The 18,437-nt window shown below is 73.4% G+C and carries 17 protein-coding genes; 8 read left to right on the top strand and 9 right to left on the bottom strand.

The window, feature by feature from the left end; genetic code table 11:
- Positions 1-92 precede the first annotated feature (92 nt).
- Positions 93-1,376 (top strand): MFS transporter, encoded by a 1,284-nt coding sequence (locus ADK60_RS31100; protein ID WP_234371364.1) that lies wholly within the window; start codon positions 93-95, stop codon positions 1,374-1,376.
- On the opposite strand, the gene ADK60_RS31095 is transcribed toward ADK60_RS31100, so the two are convergent.
- The 3 genes from ADK60_RS31095 to ADK60_RS31085 form a co-directional block, all read right to left on the bottom strand.
- A complete protein-coding gene (locus ADK60_RS31095) occupies positions 1,366-1,890 on the bottom strand; it encodes an AAA family ATPase (protein WP_053650354.1) in 525 nt (174 codons plus the stop codon). The two genes, ADK60_RS31100 and ADK60_RS31095, sit on opposite strands and share 11 nt — an antisense overlap.
- 372 nt (positions 1,891-2,262) lie before the next feature.
- Positions 2,263-2,613 carry a thioredoxin family protein gene (locus ADK60_RS31090; RefSeq protein WP_053650353.1) on the bottom strand — a complete coding sequence of 117 codons (351 nt, stop codon included), beginning with the start codon at positions 2,611-2,613 and terminating at the stop codon, positions 2,263-2,265.
- Positions 2,614-2,792: 179 nt separating this feature from the next.
- Positions 2,793-3,362, bottom strand: a complete 570-nt coding sequence (locus ADK60_RS31085) for a TetR/AcrR family transcriptional regulator (RefSeq protein WP_053650352.1) — start codon at positions 3,360-3,362, stop codon at positions 2,793-2,795.
- A 102-nt stretch (positions 3,363-3,464) separates the two neighbouring features.
- Here ADK60_RS31085 and ADK60_RS31080 point away from each other — a divergent pair, with 102 nt between their 5' ends.
- Complete coding sequence (locus ADK60_RS31080) at positions 3,465-4,370, top strand: alpha/beta hydrolase family protein (protein ID WP_053650351.1); 906 nt, start codon at positions 3,465-3,467, stop codon at positions 4,368-4,370.
- 63 nt (positions 4,371-4,433) lie between these two features.
- On the opposite strand, the gene ADK60_RS31075 is transcribed toward ADK60_RS31080, so the two are convergent.
- Complete coding sequence (locus ADK60_RS31075) at positions 4,434-4,940, bottom strand: ArsR/SmtB family transcription factor (protein WP_053650350.1); 507 nt, start codon at positions 4,938-4,940, stop codon at positions 4,434-4,436.
- 57 nt (positions 4,941-4,997) lie between these two features.
- Here ADK60_RS31075 and ADK60_RS31070 point away from each other — a divergent pair, with 57 nt between their 5' ends.
- The gene (locus ADK60_RS31070; RefSeq protein ID WP_053650349.1) at positions 4,998-5,912 is read left to right on the top strand and encodes a S41 family peptidase; all 915 of its coding nucleotides are present in this window, start codon (positions 4,998-5,000) and stop codon (positions 5,910-5,912) included.
- Positions 5,913-6,111: 199 nt separating this feature from the next.
- On the opposite strand, the gene ADK60_RS31065 is transcribed toward ADK60_RS31070, so the two are convergent.
- The gene (locus tag ADK60_RS31065) at positions 6,112-6,960 is read right to left on the bottom strand and encodes an SDR family NAD(P)-dependent oxidoreductase (RefSeq protein ID WP_053650348.1); all 849 of its coding nucleotides are present in this window, start codon (positions 6,958-6,960) and stop codon (positions 6,112-6,114) included.
- 103 nt (positions 6,961-7,063) lie between these two features.
- Here ADK60_RS31065 and ADK60_RS31060 point away from each other — a divergent pair, with 103 nt between their 5' ends.
- Positions 7,064-7,672, top strand: a complete 609-nt coding sequence (locus ADK60_RS31060) for a CGNR zinc finger domain-containing protein (RefSeq protein ID WP_053650347.1) — start codon at positions 7,064-7,066, stop codon at positions 7,670-7,672.
- A 21-nt stretch (positions 7,673-7,693) separates the two neighbouring features.
- Here the strand turns inward: ADK60_RS31060 and ADK60_RS31055 are convergent, their stop codons facing one another.
- Positions 7,694-8,356, bottom strand: coding sequence for a hemopexin repeat-containing protein (locus ADK60_RS31055; RefSeq protein WP_053650346.1), 663 nt, complete (start codon positions 8,354-8,356; stop codon positions 7,694-7,696).
- Between the two features lie 153 nt (positions 8,357-8,509).
- Complete coding sequence (locus ADK60_RS42540) at positions 8,510-9,598, bottom strand: peptidoglycan-binding domain-containing protein (protein ID WP_053650345.1); 1,089 nt, start codon at positions 9,596-9,598, stop codon at positions 8,510-8,512.
- A 467-nt stretch (positions 9,599-10,065) separates the two neighbouring features.
- Between ADK60_RS42540 and ADK60_RS31045 the strand changes: the two genes are divergently transcribed.
- The 4 genes from ADK60_RS31045 (at position 10,066) to ADK60_RS31030 (ending at position 16,760) form a co-directional block, all read left to right on the top strand.
- A complete protein-coding gene (locus ADK60_RS31045; RefSeq protein ID WP_234371363.1) occupies positions 10,066-11,727 on the top strand; it encodes an acyclic terpene utilization AtuA family protein in 1,662 nt (553 codons plus the stop codon).
- The gene (locus ADK60_RS31040; protein ID WP_053650344.1) at positions 11,724-13,322 is read left to right on the top strand and encodes an acyl-CoA carboxylase subunit beta; all 1,599 of its coding nucleotides are present in this window, start codon (positions 11,724-11,726) and stop codon (positions 13,320-13,322) included. The genes ADK60_RS31045 and ADK60_RS31040 overlap by 4 nt, the downstream gene beginning before the upstream one ends.
- Before the next feature lie 14 nt (positions 13,323-13,336).
- Entirely contained in the window at positions 13,337-15,442 is a 2,106-nt protein-coding gene (locus ADK60_RS31035; protein WP_079008827.1) for an ATP-binding protein, read from the top strand.
- A 100-nt stretch (positions 15,443-15,542) separates the two neighbouring features.
- Positions 15,543-16,760: an acyl-CoA dehydrogenase family protein gene (locus ADK60_RS31030; protein WP_053650343.1), complete on the top strand. Its 1,218-nt coding sequence runs from the start codon at positions 15,543-15,545 to the stop codon at positions 16,758-16,760.
- 57 nt (positions 16,761-16,817) lie between these two features.
- On the opposite strand, the gene ADK60_RS31025 is transcribed toward ADK60_RS31030, so the two are convergent.
- Positions 16,818-17,495 (bottom strand): class F sortase, encoded by a 678-nt coding sequence (locus ADK60_RS31025; RefSeq protein WP_045941476.1) that lies wholly within the window; start codon positions 17,493-17,495, stop codon positions 16,818-16,820.
- Positions 17,482-18,156, bottom strand: a complete 675-nt coding sequence (locus ADK60_RS31020; RefSeq protein WP_053650342.1) for a hypothetical protein — start codon at positions 18,154-18,156, stop codon at positions 17,482-17,484. Before ADK60_RS31020 ends, ADK60_RS31025 begins: the two co-directional genes overlap by 14 nt.
- Positions 18,157-18,437: the final 281 nt, after the last annotated feature.

Raw genomic sequence — 18,437 nt, 5'->3', positions numbered from 1 at the left:
CACGCACCGGTCCGCGCGGTGCATGAACGGCCTGTGCGCGAACGGCCGGTGCGCCCGAAGGAGCCGCGAGGCCCCCTGTTAGCCTCTTCGGCATGATCATGATGAAGCGGGGGGCCGGGCGGAAGGTGTCCGAGGAGTCGGAGGCCGGTCCGCAACGGGCCCTGATCACCTCCAGTTTCGTCAACCGGGTGGGCAACGGCCTCTTCAACGCCGCGTCCGTCCTCTACTTCACGCTCGTGGTGCACCTGCCCGCCACCCAGGTCGGGGCGGGCCTGACGATCGCCGGCCTCTGCGGCCTGGTGGCCGGCATCCCGGCGGGCAACCTGGCCGACCGCTACGGGCCGCGCGTGGTCTGCCTGGCCTCCCTCGCCGTCCAGGCCGTATCCATGACGGCCTTCGTCCTCATCGACAGCTGGCTCGCCTTTGTCCTGCTCGCCACCGTGGAACGGCTGGCCGCCTCGGCGGGCGGCGCCGCGGGCGGCGCGCTCATCGCCAGGGCCGGCGGCGAGCGTCCCGCCGCGTTCCGGGCCAGGCTCCGGACCTACGTCAACCTCGGCGTGGTCCTGGGCACCCTGGGCGCGGGTGTCGCCCTCCAGGTCGACACCCGCGCCGCCTACACCGCGCTGATCCTCGCCAACGCCGCCAGCTTCGCCGGCGCCGCACTGGTCGTCCTGCTCGGCGTCCCCGCCTACCCGCCGCTGCCCCGGCCCGAGCAGCACCGCCAGTGGTCGGTCCTGGCCGACCGGCCGTACGTGTCCTTCGTCGCCCTCTACAGCGCCATGGGCCTGCAGTACCAGACCGTTGCGCTGCTCCTGCCGATCTGGCTCAGCGCCCACACCGACGCACCGCGCTGGACCGTGGCGGCGGTCTACGCGATGAACAGCGGCGTCTGCGTGCTGTTCCAGAGCAGGCTCGGCTCCAAGGTGGAGACCCCGCACCAGGGCGGGCGCGCCTTCCGCCTCGCCGGCCTCATGTTCCTGCTCAGCTGCCCCCTGATGGCACTGACGGCCGACGTCCCCGCCTGGGTGGCGCCGGTGCTCGCCGTGCTCGCGGTGGTCCTCCACAGCATCGGCGAGGTGTGGGAGTCCTCGGCCGGCTACGCACTCGGCTTCGGCCTCGCGCCCGACCACGCCCAGGGCCAGTACCAGGGCCTGCTCGGCCTCGGCTTCAACGCGGGCCAGGCCCTCGCCCCGCTGGTCCTGACCGGCGCCGTCCTCGGCCTCGGCCACACGGGATGGCTGCTCCTCGGCCTCTTCTTCGCCGCCCTGGGCGCCGCCGCCCCGCCGCTGGCCGGCTGGGCCGAGCGCACCCGCCCGGCGCACCCGGCCCCCGACGTCCCTGCCGGGGCCGACGCCCCCGACCGGCTCAGCTCGTGACCGCCTCCGCGATCCGCCGGGCGGCCTGGGCGGGTGTGAGGTGCGTGGTGTCGACGACCTCGGCCTCCGCGTGCAGCCAGGTGCGGGCCGCCTCGGCGTAGGGCTCCAGGTGCCTGAGGCGGAACGGCGAGGGGCCGCCGAGCACGGTGTCCCCCTCGATCCGCCCGCGCAGGGTGTCCTGGTCGGCGTGGAGGACGAAGTGCCTTACGGGGATGCCGTGGTGGGCCAGACCCGCCGCGATCTCGCGCCAGTACCGCTCGACCAGGACGGTCATCGGCATCACCAGCGTGCCCCCGGTGTAGTCGAGCACCCGCCGGGCGGTCTCCACCACGAGCGGCCGCCACGGCGGCCAGTGCTGGAAGTTGTCCGTCCTGGGCAGCCCCGGCGTGATGTCCATGAGCGTCTCGCCGACCTTCTCGGCGTCGAACACCCGCGACTCCGGGATCAGTGGCTGCACCAGCGCGGCCGTCGTCGTCTTGCCCGCACCGTGGGTGCCGTTGAGCCATACGATCATGCACCCGATCCTAGGGCGGGTCTTCAAACCCGCGCCTGCGGGGCGACGCCGGGGCACGCACGCCCCCAGCCTTCGGCCGGGAGGTACCCCCACGCCGGCTTCTCGTCGGTCGCCGATGGCCCCCAGCCTTCGGCCGGGAGGTACCCCCACCGCATGGACTCCCTCCTCGGCACCGCCGATGCACGCACCCGTGGGGGTCCCTCCCGGCCGGAGGCTGGGGGAGCCGCCCCGCCCGCCCTCCGGGCGGACGGCGGGGGTTTGAAGACCCGCCCTAGAGCGCGAACGCTGCCGGGGCCGGTCCCTCCGTCCGGGGTGCCAAGTCCCGGACGGTTCCCACCCGGTGTTCCGGGACTCCGTCCGGGTTCGGGTCCGTCAGCTGTCCCCGACGGGCCGGAGGTGGGCGTCCAGGAAGGCCCGGACGCCCGCCCCGTCGGTCGCCTCCGTCGTGGTGGCCACCGCTTTGCCGTCCAGGACGAGCACGAAGGTCGGCGCGCCCAGCACCCCGTACCGTGCGGTGGCCGCCGGGCAGCGCACGATGTCGGTGCGGACGACGGCGACGTGGCCCGCGTACTCGCGGGCCACGTCCTTGATCACCGGTTCCAGGTTCTTGCAGGCGGCGGCCCACACGCCCCAGAAGTACGCGAGCACCGGACCGTCGACGTGCGCGAGCACGAAGTCGAATTCCGCGTCCTCCTTGGGATGGTGCACCCCGACTGCTGCCATGCGGTCTTCTCCTTCGTCGTCGCGACCGGCTCGCTCGCCGCCCCATTCTCCCTGGTCGGCGCTCCGCCGGCGGCACCCGTGCCTCGGAGCCCGGGCGCGGGCCGTCGGCCACCCGCAACGGACTCGTCGCCGGAGGCCGGGGCCCCGGCCTGCCGCCGAGTGCCTCTTCTTCCCCTCACCTATGTCCTTCCGCGGCACCCCGCGAGGAGGGCGGCGACCATCCGTGCCACCTCGTCCCGGCCGTAATCGGGGCCGGTGATGGACAGGTTGCCGATGGCGCGCATCAACGTGTAGGCGGTGATGCCGGGTTCGAGTTCGCCGGCCGCAGCGCAGGCGTCCAGGAGTGTCGCGCAGGCGGGGACCAGGGTGTCGAGCATCAGGGCGTGGAGGTTCTCCAGCCCCGGGTCGCCGGACCCCAGCGCCGCACCGAGGCCGTGCTTGGTCACGAGGAACTCCACGAACGCGTCCGCCCAGCGGGTCAGGGCGGTGAACGGGGAGTCCGACGCCTCCAGCAGCCGGGGCGCGAGCGCGGCACAGGTGTCGATCTGGTGCCGGTAGACGGCGGTGACGAGGTCGGCCCGGGTCGGGAAGTTCCGGTAGAGCGTGCCGACGCCGACGCCGGCGCGTTCGGCGATGTCCCGGACGGGGGCCTGGACCCCCTGCTCCACGAAGACCGCCGCGGCGGCCGCCAGTACGCCGTCGCGGGTGCGCCGGGCCTGCGCCTGGCGTACTCCGACCGGTTCGGGCACGGGCTTCTCCTTTACTCGCGGAACAACGTTCCGCTAGATTGGCGGAACGCTGCTCCGCCAAATTATGGCAGAGCCCTCCCCTGGCGAAAGCGCAGGTCCCCCATGCCCGTCCGCCCTCTCGAACAGCGGATCGTCTCGGTCAAGCCCATCGCCGTGCCCGCACCCGGCCGCGGCGTCGAGCTGCAGGTGAAGGTCACCGCCCCGGTGGCGGGCCGGGACCTTCCCGTCCTCGTGTTCTCCCACGGCAACGCCTGGTCCCTCGACGGGTACGAGCCCCTCGTCGACCGCTGGGCCGCGGCCGGATTCGTCGTCGTGCAGCCCACCCACCTGGACTCCCGCCGCAACGGCATCGGCTGGGAGGACCCGCGCTTCGCCACCGTCTGGCGGGTGCGGATCGCCGACCTCCACGCGGTCCTCGACCACCTCGGCGACATCCTTCTCCAGGTGGGCGGTCTGGAGGCCCGGGCCGACCGTGGACGGATCGCGGTCGTCGGCCACTCCTGGGGCGCCCAGACGGCCGGCGCGCTCCTCGGCGCGCGCGTGCTCGACGCCGACGGCGTTCCCGGCGAGGACTTCTCCCACCCCGCGGTCGCGGCCGGCGCACTGATCGCGGCGACCGGAACCGGTGACACGCTCACCCCGTTCGCCGTCGAGCACCTTCCGTTCATGAGGCCGGACTACTCCACCATGACCGCCCCCACCCTGGTCGTCGCGGGCGGCAAGGACCGGTCGCGGCTCTCCACCCGGGGGCCGGACTGGTTCACCGACGCCTACCACCTCGGCCCGTCCCCGAAGAGCCTGCTCGCCGTCGCCGACGGTGAGCACACCATGGGCGGCATCGCCGGCGAGGCGGTCGCCGAGACCACCGACGAGGACCCCGCCCGCGTCGCCCTCGTCGCCGACGCGATCTCCGCCTACCTCCTCGACGCGCTCAAGGTCGACGGCACCGCCTGGAGTGCCTTCAACGACGCTGCCACCGAAGGCACATGGAGCATCTCCGGCAAGTGAACCCGACCGGCCCGGCCCGGGCCCTGCGCCCAGGCCCTGCGCCACGGCCCTGCGCCACGGCCCCTACGTCCCGGCCTGCTGGTAGAGCGTCACCAGGAGGCCGTGCACCGGCTCGCCCTCCGGACCCTCCTCCGCCTCGTCGACCAGTTCGGCCAGCGCCTTGGCGAGCCGGGCCGCCTTGGCCGGGCTGAGCCGGATGTGGCGCAGGGTCAGGAGATGGTCGACGGGGGAGCGCTCCAACTCCTGGGCGACGGCGCCGAACAGCGCGGCCGTGCCATCGGCCCGGGGACGGGCGACGGCGAGCCGCTCGGCGGTCCGCCGGTAGTACCTCTCGGTGCCGCCGCGGACCTGCCGCGTTCCCGCCTCCTGGATCAGCCCCGCCTCGGACAGCACCCCGAGGTGGTGGGAGACGCTGCCCTTGTTCACCCCCAGCTGCGCGGCGAGCCGACTGATCGTCGACGGCCGGCCGCTGAGGGCGAACAGCAGGCGCTGGCGGGTGGGGTGGGCGAGTGCGGTGTGCTGCAGGTGCGTGCTGATCCGCTGGACGCTGTCGTCCGGTTGTTGGCTCACCGGATCAAGCGTTAAGTACGTTTGACGCTTTGGCAAGCCGCTGGTGTACTCCCTGCCATGACCTCCACCACATCGTCACCCGCGTTGGACACCGTCGCCGTCGTCGAGTCGGTCGCCGACCTGGTCCGCGAGAACTACGTCTTCCCCGATGTCGCCGGGGAGCTCGCGGACCTGCTGCGCCGCCGGAGCGCCGAGGGCTCGTACCCGGCCGGATCCGCCGAGGAGTTGGCCGACGCGGTCACCGCGGACCTGCGGTCCGTCAACGGCGACCTGCACCTGGCGCTGAAGCACCACGCCGTGCCGGTGCCGTCGGGGCAGGGCGAGGCGGTGCTCGCCGAGATGCGGCGGAAGTTCGACGCCACCCTGGGCGGCGTTCCGCGGGTCGAGCTCCTCGACGGCGGCGTCGCGGTGCTGGAGATCTCGTCCCACATGTTCCCGCTGGACTGGGCCGCGCAGCCGCTGGCCGCGGCGCTCTCGCTGGTGGCGCCGGCCGAGGCGCTCGTTCTGGACCTGCGTCGCAACCTCGGCGGCGACCCGGACACGGTGGCCTTCGTCTGCGGCTACCTGCTCGACGGCCGTACCCACCTCAACACCATGGTCTCGAAGCAGGGGGAGCGGGTCGCGCAGTCCTGGACGCCCCCGTTCGTGCCGGGTGCCCGCTTCGGCGCCGACAAGCCGGTCTACGTCCTGACGAGCGGGAAGACCTTCTCCGCGGGCGAGGAACTCGCCTACGACCTGCAGCAGCTCAGCCGCGCCGAGGTCGTCGGCGAGGCCACCCGCGGCGGCGCCCACCCGCGCGACGGCTGGACGGTGCACCCGCACCTGGAGCTCAGCGTGCCCGTCGCCCGCGCGGTCAACCCGGTCTCGGGCACCAACTGGGAGGGCACCGGCGTCCGCCCCGACGTCCCCTGCGACGCCGAGGACGCGCTCGACCGCGCCCTGTCCCTGGCCCTGGCGCGCCTGGCGGGGTAGTTCCCGGCCGGGTGGCGCCGCAAGTCGTGGAGCTGTGCCACGACAGGGGTCCGGTGCGAAGTCGCTTGCTGCGGCTTCGCACCGGACCCCTGTGTCATGGCGGGGCGGCGGCGGGGCCCGGGCCGTCCATTGCTGGGACCGTGTCCCCCCGGCGGGACCTGTGGCCCGGTGCCTCTTGCCTGTCGCCCCGCCTGTTGCCCTACTGGTCCACGGCGTCGGTCGTGCCCTGCCAGCCGTCGAGGTCGGCGAGCCGTTCCGCCAGGGCGGAGCGTATGCCCGTTGCGGCGGAGGTGCCGAGGGCCAGGCGCAGTGGGGGATTGGGGCTGTCGACCGCCGTCCGGATGCCGGCGGCGATCCGCGCCGCGGCGGAGAACGCGGTCGCGGGCAGTTCCCCGATGCCCTTCTGGACCTCGCGGACGGTCGGGTCGTAGTCGTCCAGGCCGGCCGCGACATCGAGGTTGGCGAGGAACGGGGTCGCGGTCAGCCCGGGCTGGACGAGCGTGACCTTGATGCCGAGTGGTGCGACCTCGGCCGCGAGCGCGTCCGACAGCCCTTCGACCGCGTGCTTGGTGGCGGCCAGCAGGCCCACGCCGGGGTGGGCGGACTGCCCGTAGACCGACGAGCCCTGGAGGACGTGCCCCGACCGCTGGGCCCGGAGTACCGGCAGCGTTGCGCGGAGCACGTTGAGCACCCCGAACACATTGGTGTCGAAGACGGCGCGGGCCTGCGCGTCGGAGACCTCCTCGACGGCTCCGAACAGTCCGTAGCCCGCATTGTTGGCCACCACGTCGATCCGGCCGAACCGGGCGACCGCGGCGTCCACGGCGCCCTGGACGGCTCTCTCGTCACGTACGTCCGTCCGGACGAGGAGCAGGCGCCCGCCGTGGGCCTGCGCCGTCCCGTCCAGGGGGGAGGTGTCGCGGGCGAGGGCCGCGACGTTGTCGCCGTTCTCCAGTGCCTGGAGCGTCAGTTCGCGGCCGATGCCGGACGTCGCACCGGTGATCAGCCAGGTGCGGAGGTGGGTGCGGGGGGTGGAGTTTTGATTCATGTTGCGACCGTATCGCATTAGAACGCAACGCGTCGACCTCGATCGGCTCGACGGTTGCCCACTAGCCGGAATAGCTCCACTCGCGCTGCGGTACTGTGGGGGGATGACCACAGCGACGGCCGGATCCCCCGGACCAAGCCCGCGCACCGTCACGCCGACGGTGGAGACCGTGCTTGCCTTCGTGAACACGCGCGCCGACGGCGCGGGCCGCCGCGAACTCTTCGGGGACGGCGACTCGTTCGCCGCCTGGCTGGCCGAGCGCGACGAGTTCGGCGGCGGAACCGTGGTCACCGACGCCGATGCCGCGGCCGCGCGCGAACTGCGCGACGCCCTGGTGACGCTGCTGCTCGCGCACTCGGGCGACGAGGAGAGCCGGGGCGAGCCGCTGCTGCGCGCCGAGCGGTACCTGCGACGCGTGGGCCCGCTCTACCCGCTGGCGACGGTGGTCACGGCCGGCGGGGTCGAGCTGGCCTCGCCGCAGGCGGGAGCGCCGCGCGTGTTCGGCACCGTCCTGGCCGCGGTGACGACCTTCGCCGGGACCGGCGACTGGGCCCGCATCAAGGCCTGCCGCAACCCGCCGTGCCACTTCGGCTTCCTCGACCGCACCCGCAACGGGGGAGGGCTGTACTGCAGCACCGGCTGCGGCTCCCAGGTCTCCATGCGCAAACACCGCCGACGCCTGCGTGAGACCGCCACCCAGCCCGAGTCCTGAGCCCTCGCTGGCGAGCAGGGCTCACGGGTGGTTCGGATTGATCCACACCGCGTCGAAGTCCTCCGCGCTGAACGTCGACGAGAACCCCTGCCACTCGTCCGCGGTCGTCAGCGGATAGCCCGGGTCGACGGCGAGCGTGACCGGGTCGAGGCGAACGTACTTGTCCCCCTTGAAGAGATAGGTCCTGCCGTCGGGAAGGCGGACGCCGTCGTCGATGTCGGCGCCGAATCCCGCGTCGGCCAGGCTGGGCGCGATCGAGGAGATCGAGTCCGGCCCCTGGAGGATCCCGCTCGGATCGTCCGCGCGCAGGCAGCGGTCGTCGTGGAAGAACCAGTACGAGCCGTCGCCCACGTCGAAGGCGCCGTCGAGGTAGTCCTCGAAGCCGGTGCCCGTGAGGAAGTTCGCCCAGCCGTTGGTGATCGGCCAGGGGTACGGGGGTTCGCCCGCAAGGTCGACGATGTTGTTCTGCGCGATGTCGTAGCGGACGTAGGTGCCGCCCTTGTAGAAGTAGACGTACCCGCCGGCGTCGTTCACGGCCGCGTCCAGTCCGCTCGCGAATCCCCGGGCCGCCATGCTTCCCCAGTTGGTGGCGATCGGTTTCACGTACTCGACGGTTCCGGGGTCCGGGTCGAGCTGGTAGCGCGCGTAGTTCCCGCCCTTGATGAAGTAGACCTTCGCTCCCATGACACACCTCCGCCTCGGGGCGCCAACCTTCGAAGGCGTCACGTTGGGGTTCCTGTGGGGTCGTTGGTGCTGCCTGCGGTACCTCCCTGGTTCCCGCCTGCACCCGGGGACTTCCCGCGTGCACCCGGGAATGCGAATCCGGCCGGCGGCCTGCTACTGCGTCAGGTGTCCCCACGTCTGCGGCCCGACGATGCCGTCGACCGCGATGGCGACGCGCTGCTGGAATTCCCGCACGCGGCCGTCCGTGACCGGGCCGAACCGGCCGTCGACGGCGAGCTGCAGGTCGGGCAGGTGGTCGTTCAGCAGCCGCTGCAGCTTCCGTACCGCGGGGCCGTGCGAGCCCTGCTGCAGGGTGGGCGTACCGGCGGAGGCCTCCTGCGCCAGCTCGCCGTCCGTCAGCATGCCCCAGGTCTGGGGGCCGACGATGCCGTCGACGATGATCTCGACGCGCCGCTGGTACTCGCGCGCCCGGGCATCCGTCGCGGGTCCGAAGTCTCCGTCGACGGCCAAGGAGGGCAGGTCGGGCACGTGCTCGTTCAGCAGGCGCTGGAGCTTGCGTACCGCCTCCCCCTGGGAGCCCTGGCTGAGGGTGGGGGTGCCGATGCCGTCCGACGCACCCGAGCCGGGTCCGGTGGTCTGGACGTCCAGGTAGAACGCGTACTTGCCGATATCGCCGGCGTCGTCCACGCCGGTGAGGACGATGGTGTCGGTGAACTGCAGTGTCCGCGGGTCGTCGGGCCGGGTGCGGACCTGGCGGCGGGAGTTCGCGGACAGGAGCTGGTCCTTGGACAGTGCGATCGCCCCTGGGTTGTAGGCGTCGTCCTTGATGCCGAACAGATCGGCGACGAGGTTGACGAAAGCCTCGGAGAGGAGCCCGATCAAGGGTGTGGCGATGGTGGCCACTCCACCCCCGGCGAAGACGGCAACGGCGGCGGTGGCCGCCTTGGAGACGGCCACCGAGATGGCTTTCTTCTCCTCCGTCACGTCGCCGGAGTCGAACTCCACTAAGGTCGCGGAGACCGTGAGGTCCTGCGCGGGGCCGGAGTAGAGCGGCTGCTGGACGGCGACCATCCGCTGGCCCGGGGGTCCGAGTACGTACCTCCCATTGCCGCCGTCCGGGAACGCGATCACGGGCTGCGGATTCATGCCCGCTATCAGCTGGATCGTGCCGAAGACCTCGTCCTTCGCTTCCTGACGAATCTGGCACTCGAGCCCGGTCCACATGACCTTGACGTCCGCCATGATGCATCGATCCCTGGGGTCGGGGCCGGGCAATGAGACGCTTCCCCCGGTTGGCGGTGACAGTGGCCGGCCGTGTGAAATTCCGCCCTGCCGAATCGGTCGGGAGAGTTCCGGCTCGGCCGAACGCCCTTCCTCTTCCAATCTACTCCGCCCCGGTGCCGTGTCCTGTTGCCGTCGGTGATCATCTTCCGTCCTGTGCACCGGGAGCGGCCGGGTGGCGTGCTTCGGCTCGTTCCGCCCGCCCGCCCGCCCGCCAGCCAGCCCGGTCCGTCCGGTCCCTTGGGCGCCTGAAAACAAGCAGGCGTGATTGCTCTTTCTCCCGGTGGGTGCCAGTCTGCTCACCGACGGCGATCGTTGGGCCACCTCTGGGGGTAGGCGTGCGAGTGGGGTCGGAGGCCGGGGCGGGTGACCGGGCGGTGTTGCGGGTCGGGAATGCTTCGGGGTTCTACGGGGACCGGTTCTCGGCGATGCGGGAGATGCTCACCGGTGGGCCGCTGGACGTGCTCACCGGGGACTATCTGGCCGAGTTGACGATGCTGATCCTGGCGCGGGACCGGTTGAAGGACCCGTCGCTCGGCTATGCGAAGACCTTTCTGCGGCAGCTGGAGGAGTGCCTCGGCCTCGCGCTGGAGCGCGGGGTGCGGATCGTGGTCAACGCGGGTGGGCTGAACCCCGCGCGACTGGCCGACGCGGTGAGGGAGTTGGCGAAGAGCCAGGGGCTGGACCCGGCCGTCGGGCATGTCGAGGGTGACGATCTGCTGCCCCGGGGTCGAGAACTCGGACTTCCCCAGGGGCTGTTGGCGGCCAATGCCTATCTCGGGGCGTTCGGGATCGCCGAGTGCCTGCGCGGCGGGGCGGACGTGGTGGTGACCGGGCGGGTCACCGACGCGGCGCTGGTGGTCGGTCCGGCCGTCGCCCACTTCGGGTGGGGCGCGCAGGACTTGGACGCGCTCGCGGGAGCCGTGGTGGCGGGGCACGTGCTGGAGTGCGGTGCGCAGGCCACCGGCGGCAACTACGCGTTCTTCCGGGAGCACGACGTGACCCGGCCCGGGTTCCCGCTCGCCGAGCTCCACCCGGACGGGTCCAGCGTCATCACCAAGCACCCGGGTACCGGCGGCGCGGTCACCGTCGGCACGGTGACCGCCCAACTCCTGTACGAGACCGGCGGTCCGCGCTACCTCGGCCCGGACGTCACCGCCCGGCTGGACACCGTCCGGCTGACCGAGGACGGGCCGGACCGGGTACGGATCGACGGGGTGCGCGGCGAGGCGCCCCCGGCCACCCTCAAGGCCGGGCTCAACCGGCTCGGCGGCCACCGCAACGAGGTGGTGTTCGTCCTCACCGGGCTCGACATCGAGGCCAAGGCCGACCTGGTGCGGCGGCAGTTCGAGGAGGGACTGGCACCCGACCGGCGGCCGGCCGAACTGCGGTGGACACTGGCCCGCACCGACCACGCCGACGCCGCCACCGAGGAGGCCGCCTCCGCGCTGCTCCGGCTCACCGCCAGGGACCGCGACCCGGCCCGGGTCGGGCGCGAACTCGGGCGGGTGGCCGTCGAGATGGGGCTGGCCGGGTACCCGGGCTTCCACCTCACCGCCCCGCCCGGGCCGGGCGCGCCGTACGGGGTGTTCGAGGCCGCGTACATCGGCGCGGGGGAGGTCGAGCACACCGCCGTACTGCCGGACGGGCGCCGGGTGACCGTCCCGCCCGCACCGGTCACCGCCACCACCCAGGACGAACCGGAGCAGGAGCGGCCGGACGAGGACGGCACGGAGGCGGGCGGAACCGACTTCGGCCCCACCCGCCGGGCACCGCTCGGCCTGGTGGCCGGTGCCCGCAGCGGCGACAAGGGCGGCGACGCCAATCTCGGCGTCTGGGCCCGGGACGAACCCGGCCGGCGCTGGCTCGCGCACACCCTCACCACCGAACTCCTTCGTGAACTCCTCCCGGAGACGGCGGAGTTGCCGATCACCCGGCACCTCCTGCCGAACCTCCGCGCGCTCAACTTCACCATCACCGGCCTGCTCGGCGAGGGCGTCGCCGCCCAGCACCGCTTCGACCCGCAGGCGAAGGCGCTGGGGGAGTGGCTGCGCTCGCGCCGACTCGACATCCCGGAGGCCCTGCTGTGACCGTCCTGCCCACCCGCCTCGACCCGGGCGGCGCCGAGTACACCGCGTCCCGGGAGGCGATGCTCGCCAAACTCGCCGCGCTGGACGGCGAGCACGCCGAGGCACTGGCCGGCGGCGGCCCCAAGTACGTCGAACGCCACCGCAAGCGCGGCAAGTTGCTCGCCCGCGAGCGGATCGAGCTGCTGATCGACGAGGACTCGCCGTTCCTGGAACTCTCCCCGCTCGCCGCCTGGGGCAGCGACTACCCGGTCGGCGCCGCGCTGGTCACCGGCATCGGCGTGGTGGAGGGCGTCGAGTGCGTGATCACCGCCAACGACCCCACCGTGCGCGGCGGCGCCTCCAACCCGTGGACACTGCGCAAGGCGCTGCGGGCCAACGAGATCGCCCTCACCAACCGGCTCCCGCTGGTGAACCTGGTCGAGTCCGGCGGCGCCGACCTGCCCAGCCAGAAGGAGATCTTCATCCCCGGCGGCGCGTTGTTCCGCGACCTCACCCGGCTCTCCGCCGCCGGAATCCCCACCGTTGCCGTCGTCTTCGGCAACTCCACGGCCGGCGGCGCCTACGTGCCCGGCATGTCCGACCACACCGTGATGGTCAAGGAACGGGCCAAGGTCTTCCTCGGCGGACCGCCACTGGTGAAGATGGCCACCGGCGAGGAGTCCGACGACGAGTCGCTCGGCGGCGCCGAGATGCACGCCCGGGTCTCCGGCCTGGCCGACCACTTCGCGCTGGACGAGCCGGACGCACTGCGCCTGGCCCGCCGGATCGTCGCCCGGCTCAACCACCGCAAGCCGGGCCCCGATCCGGACCGGTTCGCCGAGCCGCCGAAGTACGCCGAGGAGGAGCTGCTCGGCATCGTCCCCGGTGATCTGAAGGTCCCCTTCGACCCGCGCGAGGTGATCGCCCGGATCGTCGACGGCTCGGACTTCGACGAGTTCAAGCCGCGCTACGGCAGCAGCCTCGCTACCGGCTGGGCCCGCCTGCACGGCTACCCGGTCGGCATCCTGGCCAATGCGCAGGGCGTGCTGTTCAGCCAGGAGTCGCAGAAGGCGGCCCAGTTCATCCAGTTGGCGAACCAGCGGGCGGTCCCGCTGCTGTTCCTGCACAACACCACCGGCTACATGGTCGGCAAGGACTACGAGCAGGGCGGCATCATCAAGCACGGCGCGATGATGATCAACGCCGTCGCCAACTCGCGGGTGCCGCACCTGTCCGTGCTGATGGGCGCCTCGTACGGGGCGGGGCACTACGGCATGTGCGGGCGGGCCTACGAGCCGAGGTTCCTGTTCGCCTGGCCGAGTGCCAAGTCGGCGGTGATGGGGCCGCAGCAGTTGGCCGGGGTGCTGTCGATCGTCGCCCGGCAGTCGGCCGCGGCGAAGGGGCAGCCGTACGACGAGGACGCGGACGCCGCGATCAGGGCCATGGTGGAGCAGCAGATCGAGGCCGAGTCGCTGCCGGTGTTCCTGTCCGGCCGACTCTACGACGACGGGGTGATCGACCCGCGCGACACCCGCACCGTGCTCGGGCTCTGCCTCTCGGCGATCCACAACGCGCCGGTCGAGGGCGCACCCGGCTACGGCGTCTTCCGGATGTGAGGGAGCTTCCCGCGATGACCACCGACCACCCGCACATCAGCGACACCCCGCGCACCAGTGACCACCCCCGCGCTACCGACAGCCCGCCGGTCACCAGTCCGCCGATCACGAACGCGCCGGTCACCAACGCGCCGATCACGAACGCGCCGATCACGAACGCGCCGGTCACCAACGCCCCGATCACCAACCTGCTGGTCGCCAACCGCGGCGAGATCGCCCGCCGGATCTTCCGCACCTGCCGTGAACTCGGCATCGCCACCACCGCCGTGTACGCCGACCCGGACGCGGCCGCCCCGCACGTCCGGGAGGCCGACACCGCCGTCCGGCTGCCCGGTGCCGCGCCCGCCGACACCTACCTGCGGGCCGATCTGATCGTCCGCGCCGCGCTGGAGGCCGGCGCCGACGCCGTCCACCCCGGGTACGGATTCCTCTCCGAGAGCCCCGGGTTCGCGCAGGCCGTGCTGGACGCCGGCCTGGGCTGGGTCGGGCCGCCGCCGGCCGCGATCGCCGCGATGGGGTCCAAGACCGCCGCCAAGCGGCTGATGGCCGAGGCCGGCGTGCCCGTGCTGGACGCGCTCGACGCCCCGACCGAGGCCGACCTGCCGCTGCTGGTCAAGGCGGCCGCCGGCGGGGGCGGGCGCGGCATGCGGATCGTCCGGGACCTCGCCGACCTGCCGGCCGAACTCGGCGCGGCCCGGGCGGAGGCGGCCAAGGCCTTCGGCTCGGACGAGGTGTTCTGCGAGCGCTACCTGCCCACCGGCCGCCACGTCGAGGTCCAGTTGCTGGCGGACGCGCACGGCACGGTCTGGGCGGTCGGCGACCGTGACTGCTCACTGCAGCGGCGCCACCAGAAGGTGATCGAGGAGGCGCCGGCCCCCGGAGTCCCGGACGACGTCCGCACGGCCCTGCACGCCGCGGCGGTGAGCGCGGCCCGGGCGATCGGCTACACCGGCGCCGGCACCGCCGAGTTCCTGCTCGCCGAGGACGGCCGGTTCTGGTTCCTGGAGATGAACACCCGGCTCCAGGTCGAGCACCCGGTCACCGAGGCCGTCACCGGACTTGACCTGGTCGCACTCCAACTCGCCGTCGCGGAGGGGGAGAAGCTCCCCGGCCCGGACGCGCCGCCGACCGCCGGGCACGCCGTCGAGGCCCGGCTGTACGCGGAGGACCCGGCCAAGGACTGGCAGCCCGCCACCGGGACCCTGCACCGGCTCGAACTCGTCACCGACCACCAGGAGTTCACCTCGACCGGCGAGGCCGGACTGCGACTGGACCCCGGGGTCGCGCCCGGTGACGAGATCACCCCGCACTACGACGCGATGCTCGCCAAGGTGATCGCCTGGGCGCCGACCCGCACGGCCGCCGCCCGGCGGCTGGCGGACGCGCTGGCCCGCGCCAAGGTCCACGGACCGGCCACCAACCGGGAGTTGCTGGTCCGGGCGCTGCGCCACCCGGCCTTCCTGGCCGGGCAGGTGCACACCGGTTTCCTGGCCGAGCACGCGGCCGGGCTCCTCGCGCCGGACACCAAGGGCGCCGGACGCGCGGCGCTGGCCGCCGCCCTCGCCGAGGCGGCCGCCCGGTCCACGGCGCGGACCGGCGCGCTGCCCTCGGGCTGGCGCAACCTGCCGTCCCAGCCGCAGGCCAGGCGCTACCGCACCGAGGACGGCACGGAGTCGGTGGTCCGCTACCGGCTCACCCGGGACGGACTGCGGGCCGAGGAGCACCCTGGGGTGACGCTGGTCGAGGCTTCCGCCGAGCGGGTGGTGCTGAGCGAGGGGGAGGTCCGCCGCGGCTACGACATCGCCCGCCACGGCGACCGGGTCCACGTCGACACGCCGTTCGGCAGCACCGTGCTCACGGCGCTCCCGCGCTTCCCCGACCCCGTCGGACAGACCGACCCCGGCGCCCTGCTGGCCCCGATGCCGGGCACCGTCGTCCGCACCGCGGCCGAGGTCGGCGACACCGTCACCGCCGGACAGCCGCTGCTCTGGCTGGAGGCGATGAAGATGGAGCACAAGGTCACCGCCCCGGCCGACGGCGTCCTCGCCGAACTCCGGGCCACCCCCGGGCAGCAGGTCGAACTCGGCACCCTGCTCGCCGTCGTGCACCCCGCGCCCTGACCACCGCCACGCCCACGCGCAAGCACCCCGCAGCCCCGCAGCTCCCCGCTACCCCGCAGCCCCGCGACCCCGGCCGAAGAACCGCCCGGAAGGACCAGCCATGTCCGCACCGCGCACCACCGCCCCCGGCAGCCAGCTGATCGAGACCCCCGAGCGCGCCGCCCTGCGCCGCGCCGTCGCCGACCTCGGCGGCCGCTACGGCTCCGCCTACTACCTCGCCAAGGCCCGCGCCGGCCGGCCAGCCGACGAGCTCTGGGCCGAGGCCGGCAAGGCCGGCTACCTCGGCGTCAACCTCCCCGCCGAGTACGGCGGGGGCGGCGGCGGGATCGCGGACCTCGCGATCGTCCTGGAGGAACTCGGCACCGCGGGCTGCCCGCTGCTCCTGCTGATCGTCTCCCCGGCGATCTGCGGCACCGTGATCGCCCGCTACGGCACCGAGGAGCAGAAGCGGCAGTGGCTGCCCGGTCTGGCCGACGGCAGCCGCCGGATGGCCTTCGGCATCACCGAGCCGGACGCCGGCTCCAACTCCCACCGGATCTCCACCGTCGCCCGCCGCGACGGCGAGGACTGGCTGCTGACCGGCCGGAAGGTGTTCGTCTCGGGCATCGACCACTGCGACGCCGTGCTGTTCGTCGCCCGCATCCGTGGGGGCACCTCCCGGCCGGAGGCTGGGGGAGACGCCCGCACCGGGAAGCTGAAGCCCGCCCTGTTCGTCGTCCCGCGCGAGACGCCCGGCTTCGAGTACCGGCCCATCCCGATGGAACTGGTCGCCCCCGAACGGCAGTTCCAGGTCTTCCTGGACGATGTGCGGCTGCCCGCCGAGGCCCTGGTCGGCGACGAGAACGCCGGGCTGCTGCAACTGTTCGCCGGCCTCAACCCCGAGCGGGTCATGACGGCGGCCTTCTCCCTCGGGCTGGCTCGGCAGGCGCTCGGCAAGGCCGTCGAGTACGCGCGCACCCGGGTCGTCTGGTCCACCCCGATCGGCGCCCACCAGGGTCTCGCGCACCCGCTGGCGCAGTGCGCGGTGGAGATCGAACTGGCCCGGCTGATGACCCAGAAGGCCGCGCTGCTCTACGACGAGGGCGAGGACGCCGCCGCCGGCGAGGCCGCCAACATGGCCAAGTACGCCGCCGGTGAGGCCGCCGCCCGGACCGTCGACCAGGCGGTGCAGACGCTCGGCGGCAACGGCCTCACCCAGGAGTACGGGCTGGGCGCGCTGCTCGCCGCCACCCGGGTGGGCCGGGTCGCCCCGGTCAGCCGCGAGATGGTGCTCAACTACGTGGCGCAGCACACCCTCGGCCTGCCCAAGTCGTACTGACCCGGCCCGGGCCCGGGCCGGGCAGCCGCCGCCTCGGACCGGGGCGCCGCGTCGGTGTCACCGGACGGAGGTCAGGTGCGCGAACACCACGGTGTTGGACTCGTAGCCGCCGGTGCGCCGGTCGAACTTCCCGCCGCACGTGATGACCCGCAGTTCGGCCCGGTCGGTGTCGCCGTAGACAAGGGCGTCCGGGAAGTCCCGCTTGGGGAACACCTTGACGGAGTCCACGGTGAACACCGCCGTGCGCCGGTCCTTGCGGGTCACGTCGACGGTGTCGCCGGGGCGCAGCAGCCCGAGCCGGTAGAACACCGCCGGGCCGTTGCGGTTGTCCGCGTGGCCGACGACGACGGCGTTGCCGGCGGCCCCGGGCGCGGTGCCGTCCCGGTACCAGGCGGCGAGGTTGCGCTGCTCCATCGGCGGGGTGGCCAGGGTCCGGGCGGCGGTCAGGCCGACGCCGGTCATCGGGGCGTCGACCTTGATCGCGGGGATCCGGATCCGGGTCGGTTCCGAGGCCGCCAGCGGCGGTGCGGCGGGGACCGGCGCCGGGGTGCGGACGGGGGCCGAGGCCGCCGGGGTCCGGTCGCTCGGTGCCGGGGGCAGCGGCGGCCCGCCGCCGTCGCTGCCGTCGCGGACCAGCCAGGTGCCGCCGGCCGCGAGCGCCACGGCGACGGCCCCGGCCGTCAGCGGGCCGGGGCCGCCGCGCCGCGCGCGGGGCGGACGGTCAGGACGCGGCATTGCGTCCGGGACGACGGCGCAGGGCGCGCAGGCCGAGTACGGCGGCCGCGGCGATCAGGCCGGCGCCGCCGAGTACCTGGGCGGTGCTGGCGCCGGAGGTGCCGCCGCCACCGGTGCCGACACCGCCGTGCGGCGCGCCGGTGGGCTTGGACGAGGGGCTCGGCGAGCCGCCGGGGGAGGGCGTGGCGGAGAGCGAGGGGGACGGCGTGGCGGAGGGCGAGGTGGTGGCGGTGGGCGACGGCGAGCTGCTCGCGCACTGCACCTCGAAGACCTTCTGCTTCCCGGTGCCGTTCTCGCCGACGAAGTTCCAGAGGAGCTTGTAGTGCCCGTCCGGCAGGCTGTACGTCGAGGTCGTCCCGGTGCCGTCGGGCAGCACGATCGCGCCGGCCAGTACCTGCGCGTTGCCGGTCGGCGGCTGCTGCTCGATGGTCCAGTTCACCAGCTGGACGGTGTCGAAGTCGAAGGCGTCCAGGTAGAACCGGCAGACCCTCGGATCGTCGTTCCGGTTGTTCACGGGGGTGTTGCTGTCGTGGACCTTGACGTCGCCGTTGTCCCCCGGCGCGGCCACCGCGAGCGGGGCGGTGCCGAGGGAGAGCGCGGCAGCGGCGGTCGCGGCGGCGAGCAGCCGGCGGGCGGACGGTGGAGGAGGGATGGTGCTCACGGTGGGGTGCTCCAGGGGCCGGGGCCGAGCCCGGGGACGGGCGGCCGTGGTGGACACCGTCCGGCCGGGTGCCCCCGGAGGCGGCCGTGCCACGCGCGGGCAGGGTTCGGTTTCCCCGAAATGGCCCTGTCCGGATCCCCGGCCCCGCGCTCCTCCGTCCGGGTCGTCCCCGGGCCCTCGGTCCGAGCCCCCCCCGCCCCTCGGTCCCCGCCGCCGCCCCCTCTGCCCGATTCGTCCTCCAACAGATCGTCGCATCATCGTTCTGGCATCTGACCGGATCC

Source organism: Streptomyces sp. XY431, from assembly GCF_001279805.1.
Classification (GTDB): domain Bacteria; phylum Actinomycetota; class Actinomycetes; order Streptomycetales; family Streptomycetaceae; genus Kitasatospora; species Kitasatospora purpeofusca.
Note: the sequence above shows the minus strand (reverse complement) of the source record. Positions and strands in the feature narration are given on the sequence as shown.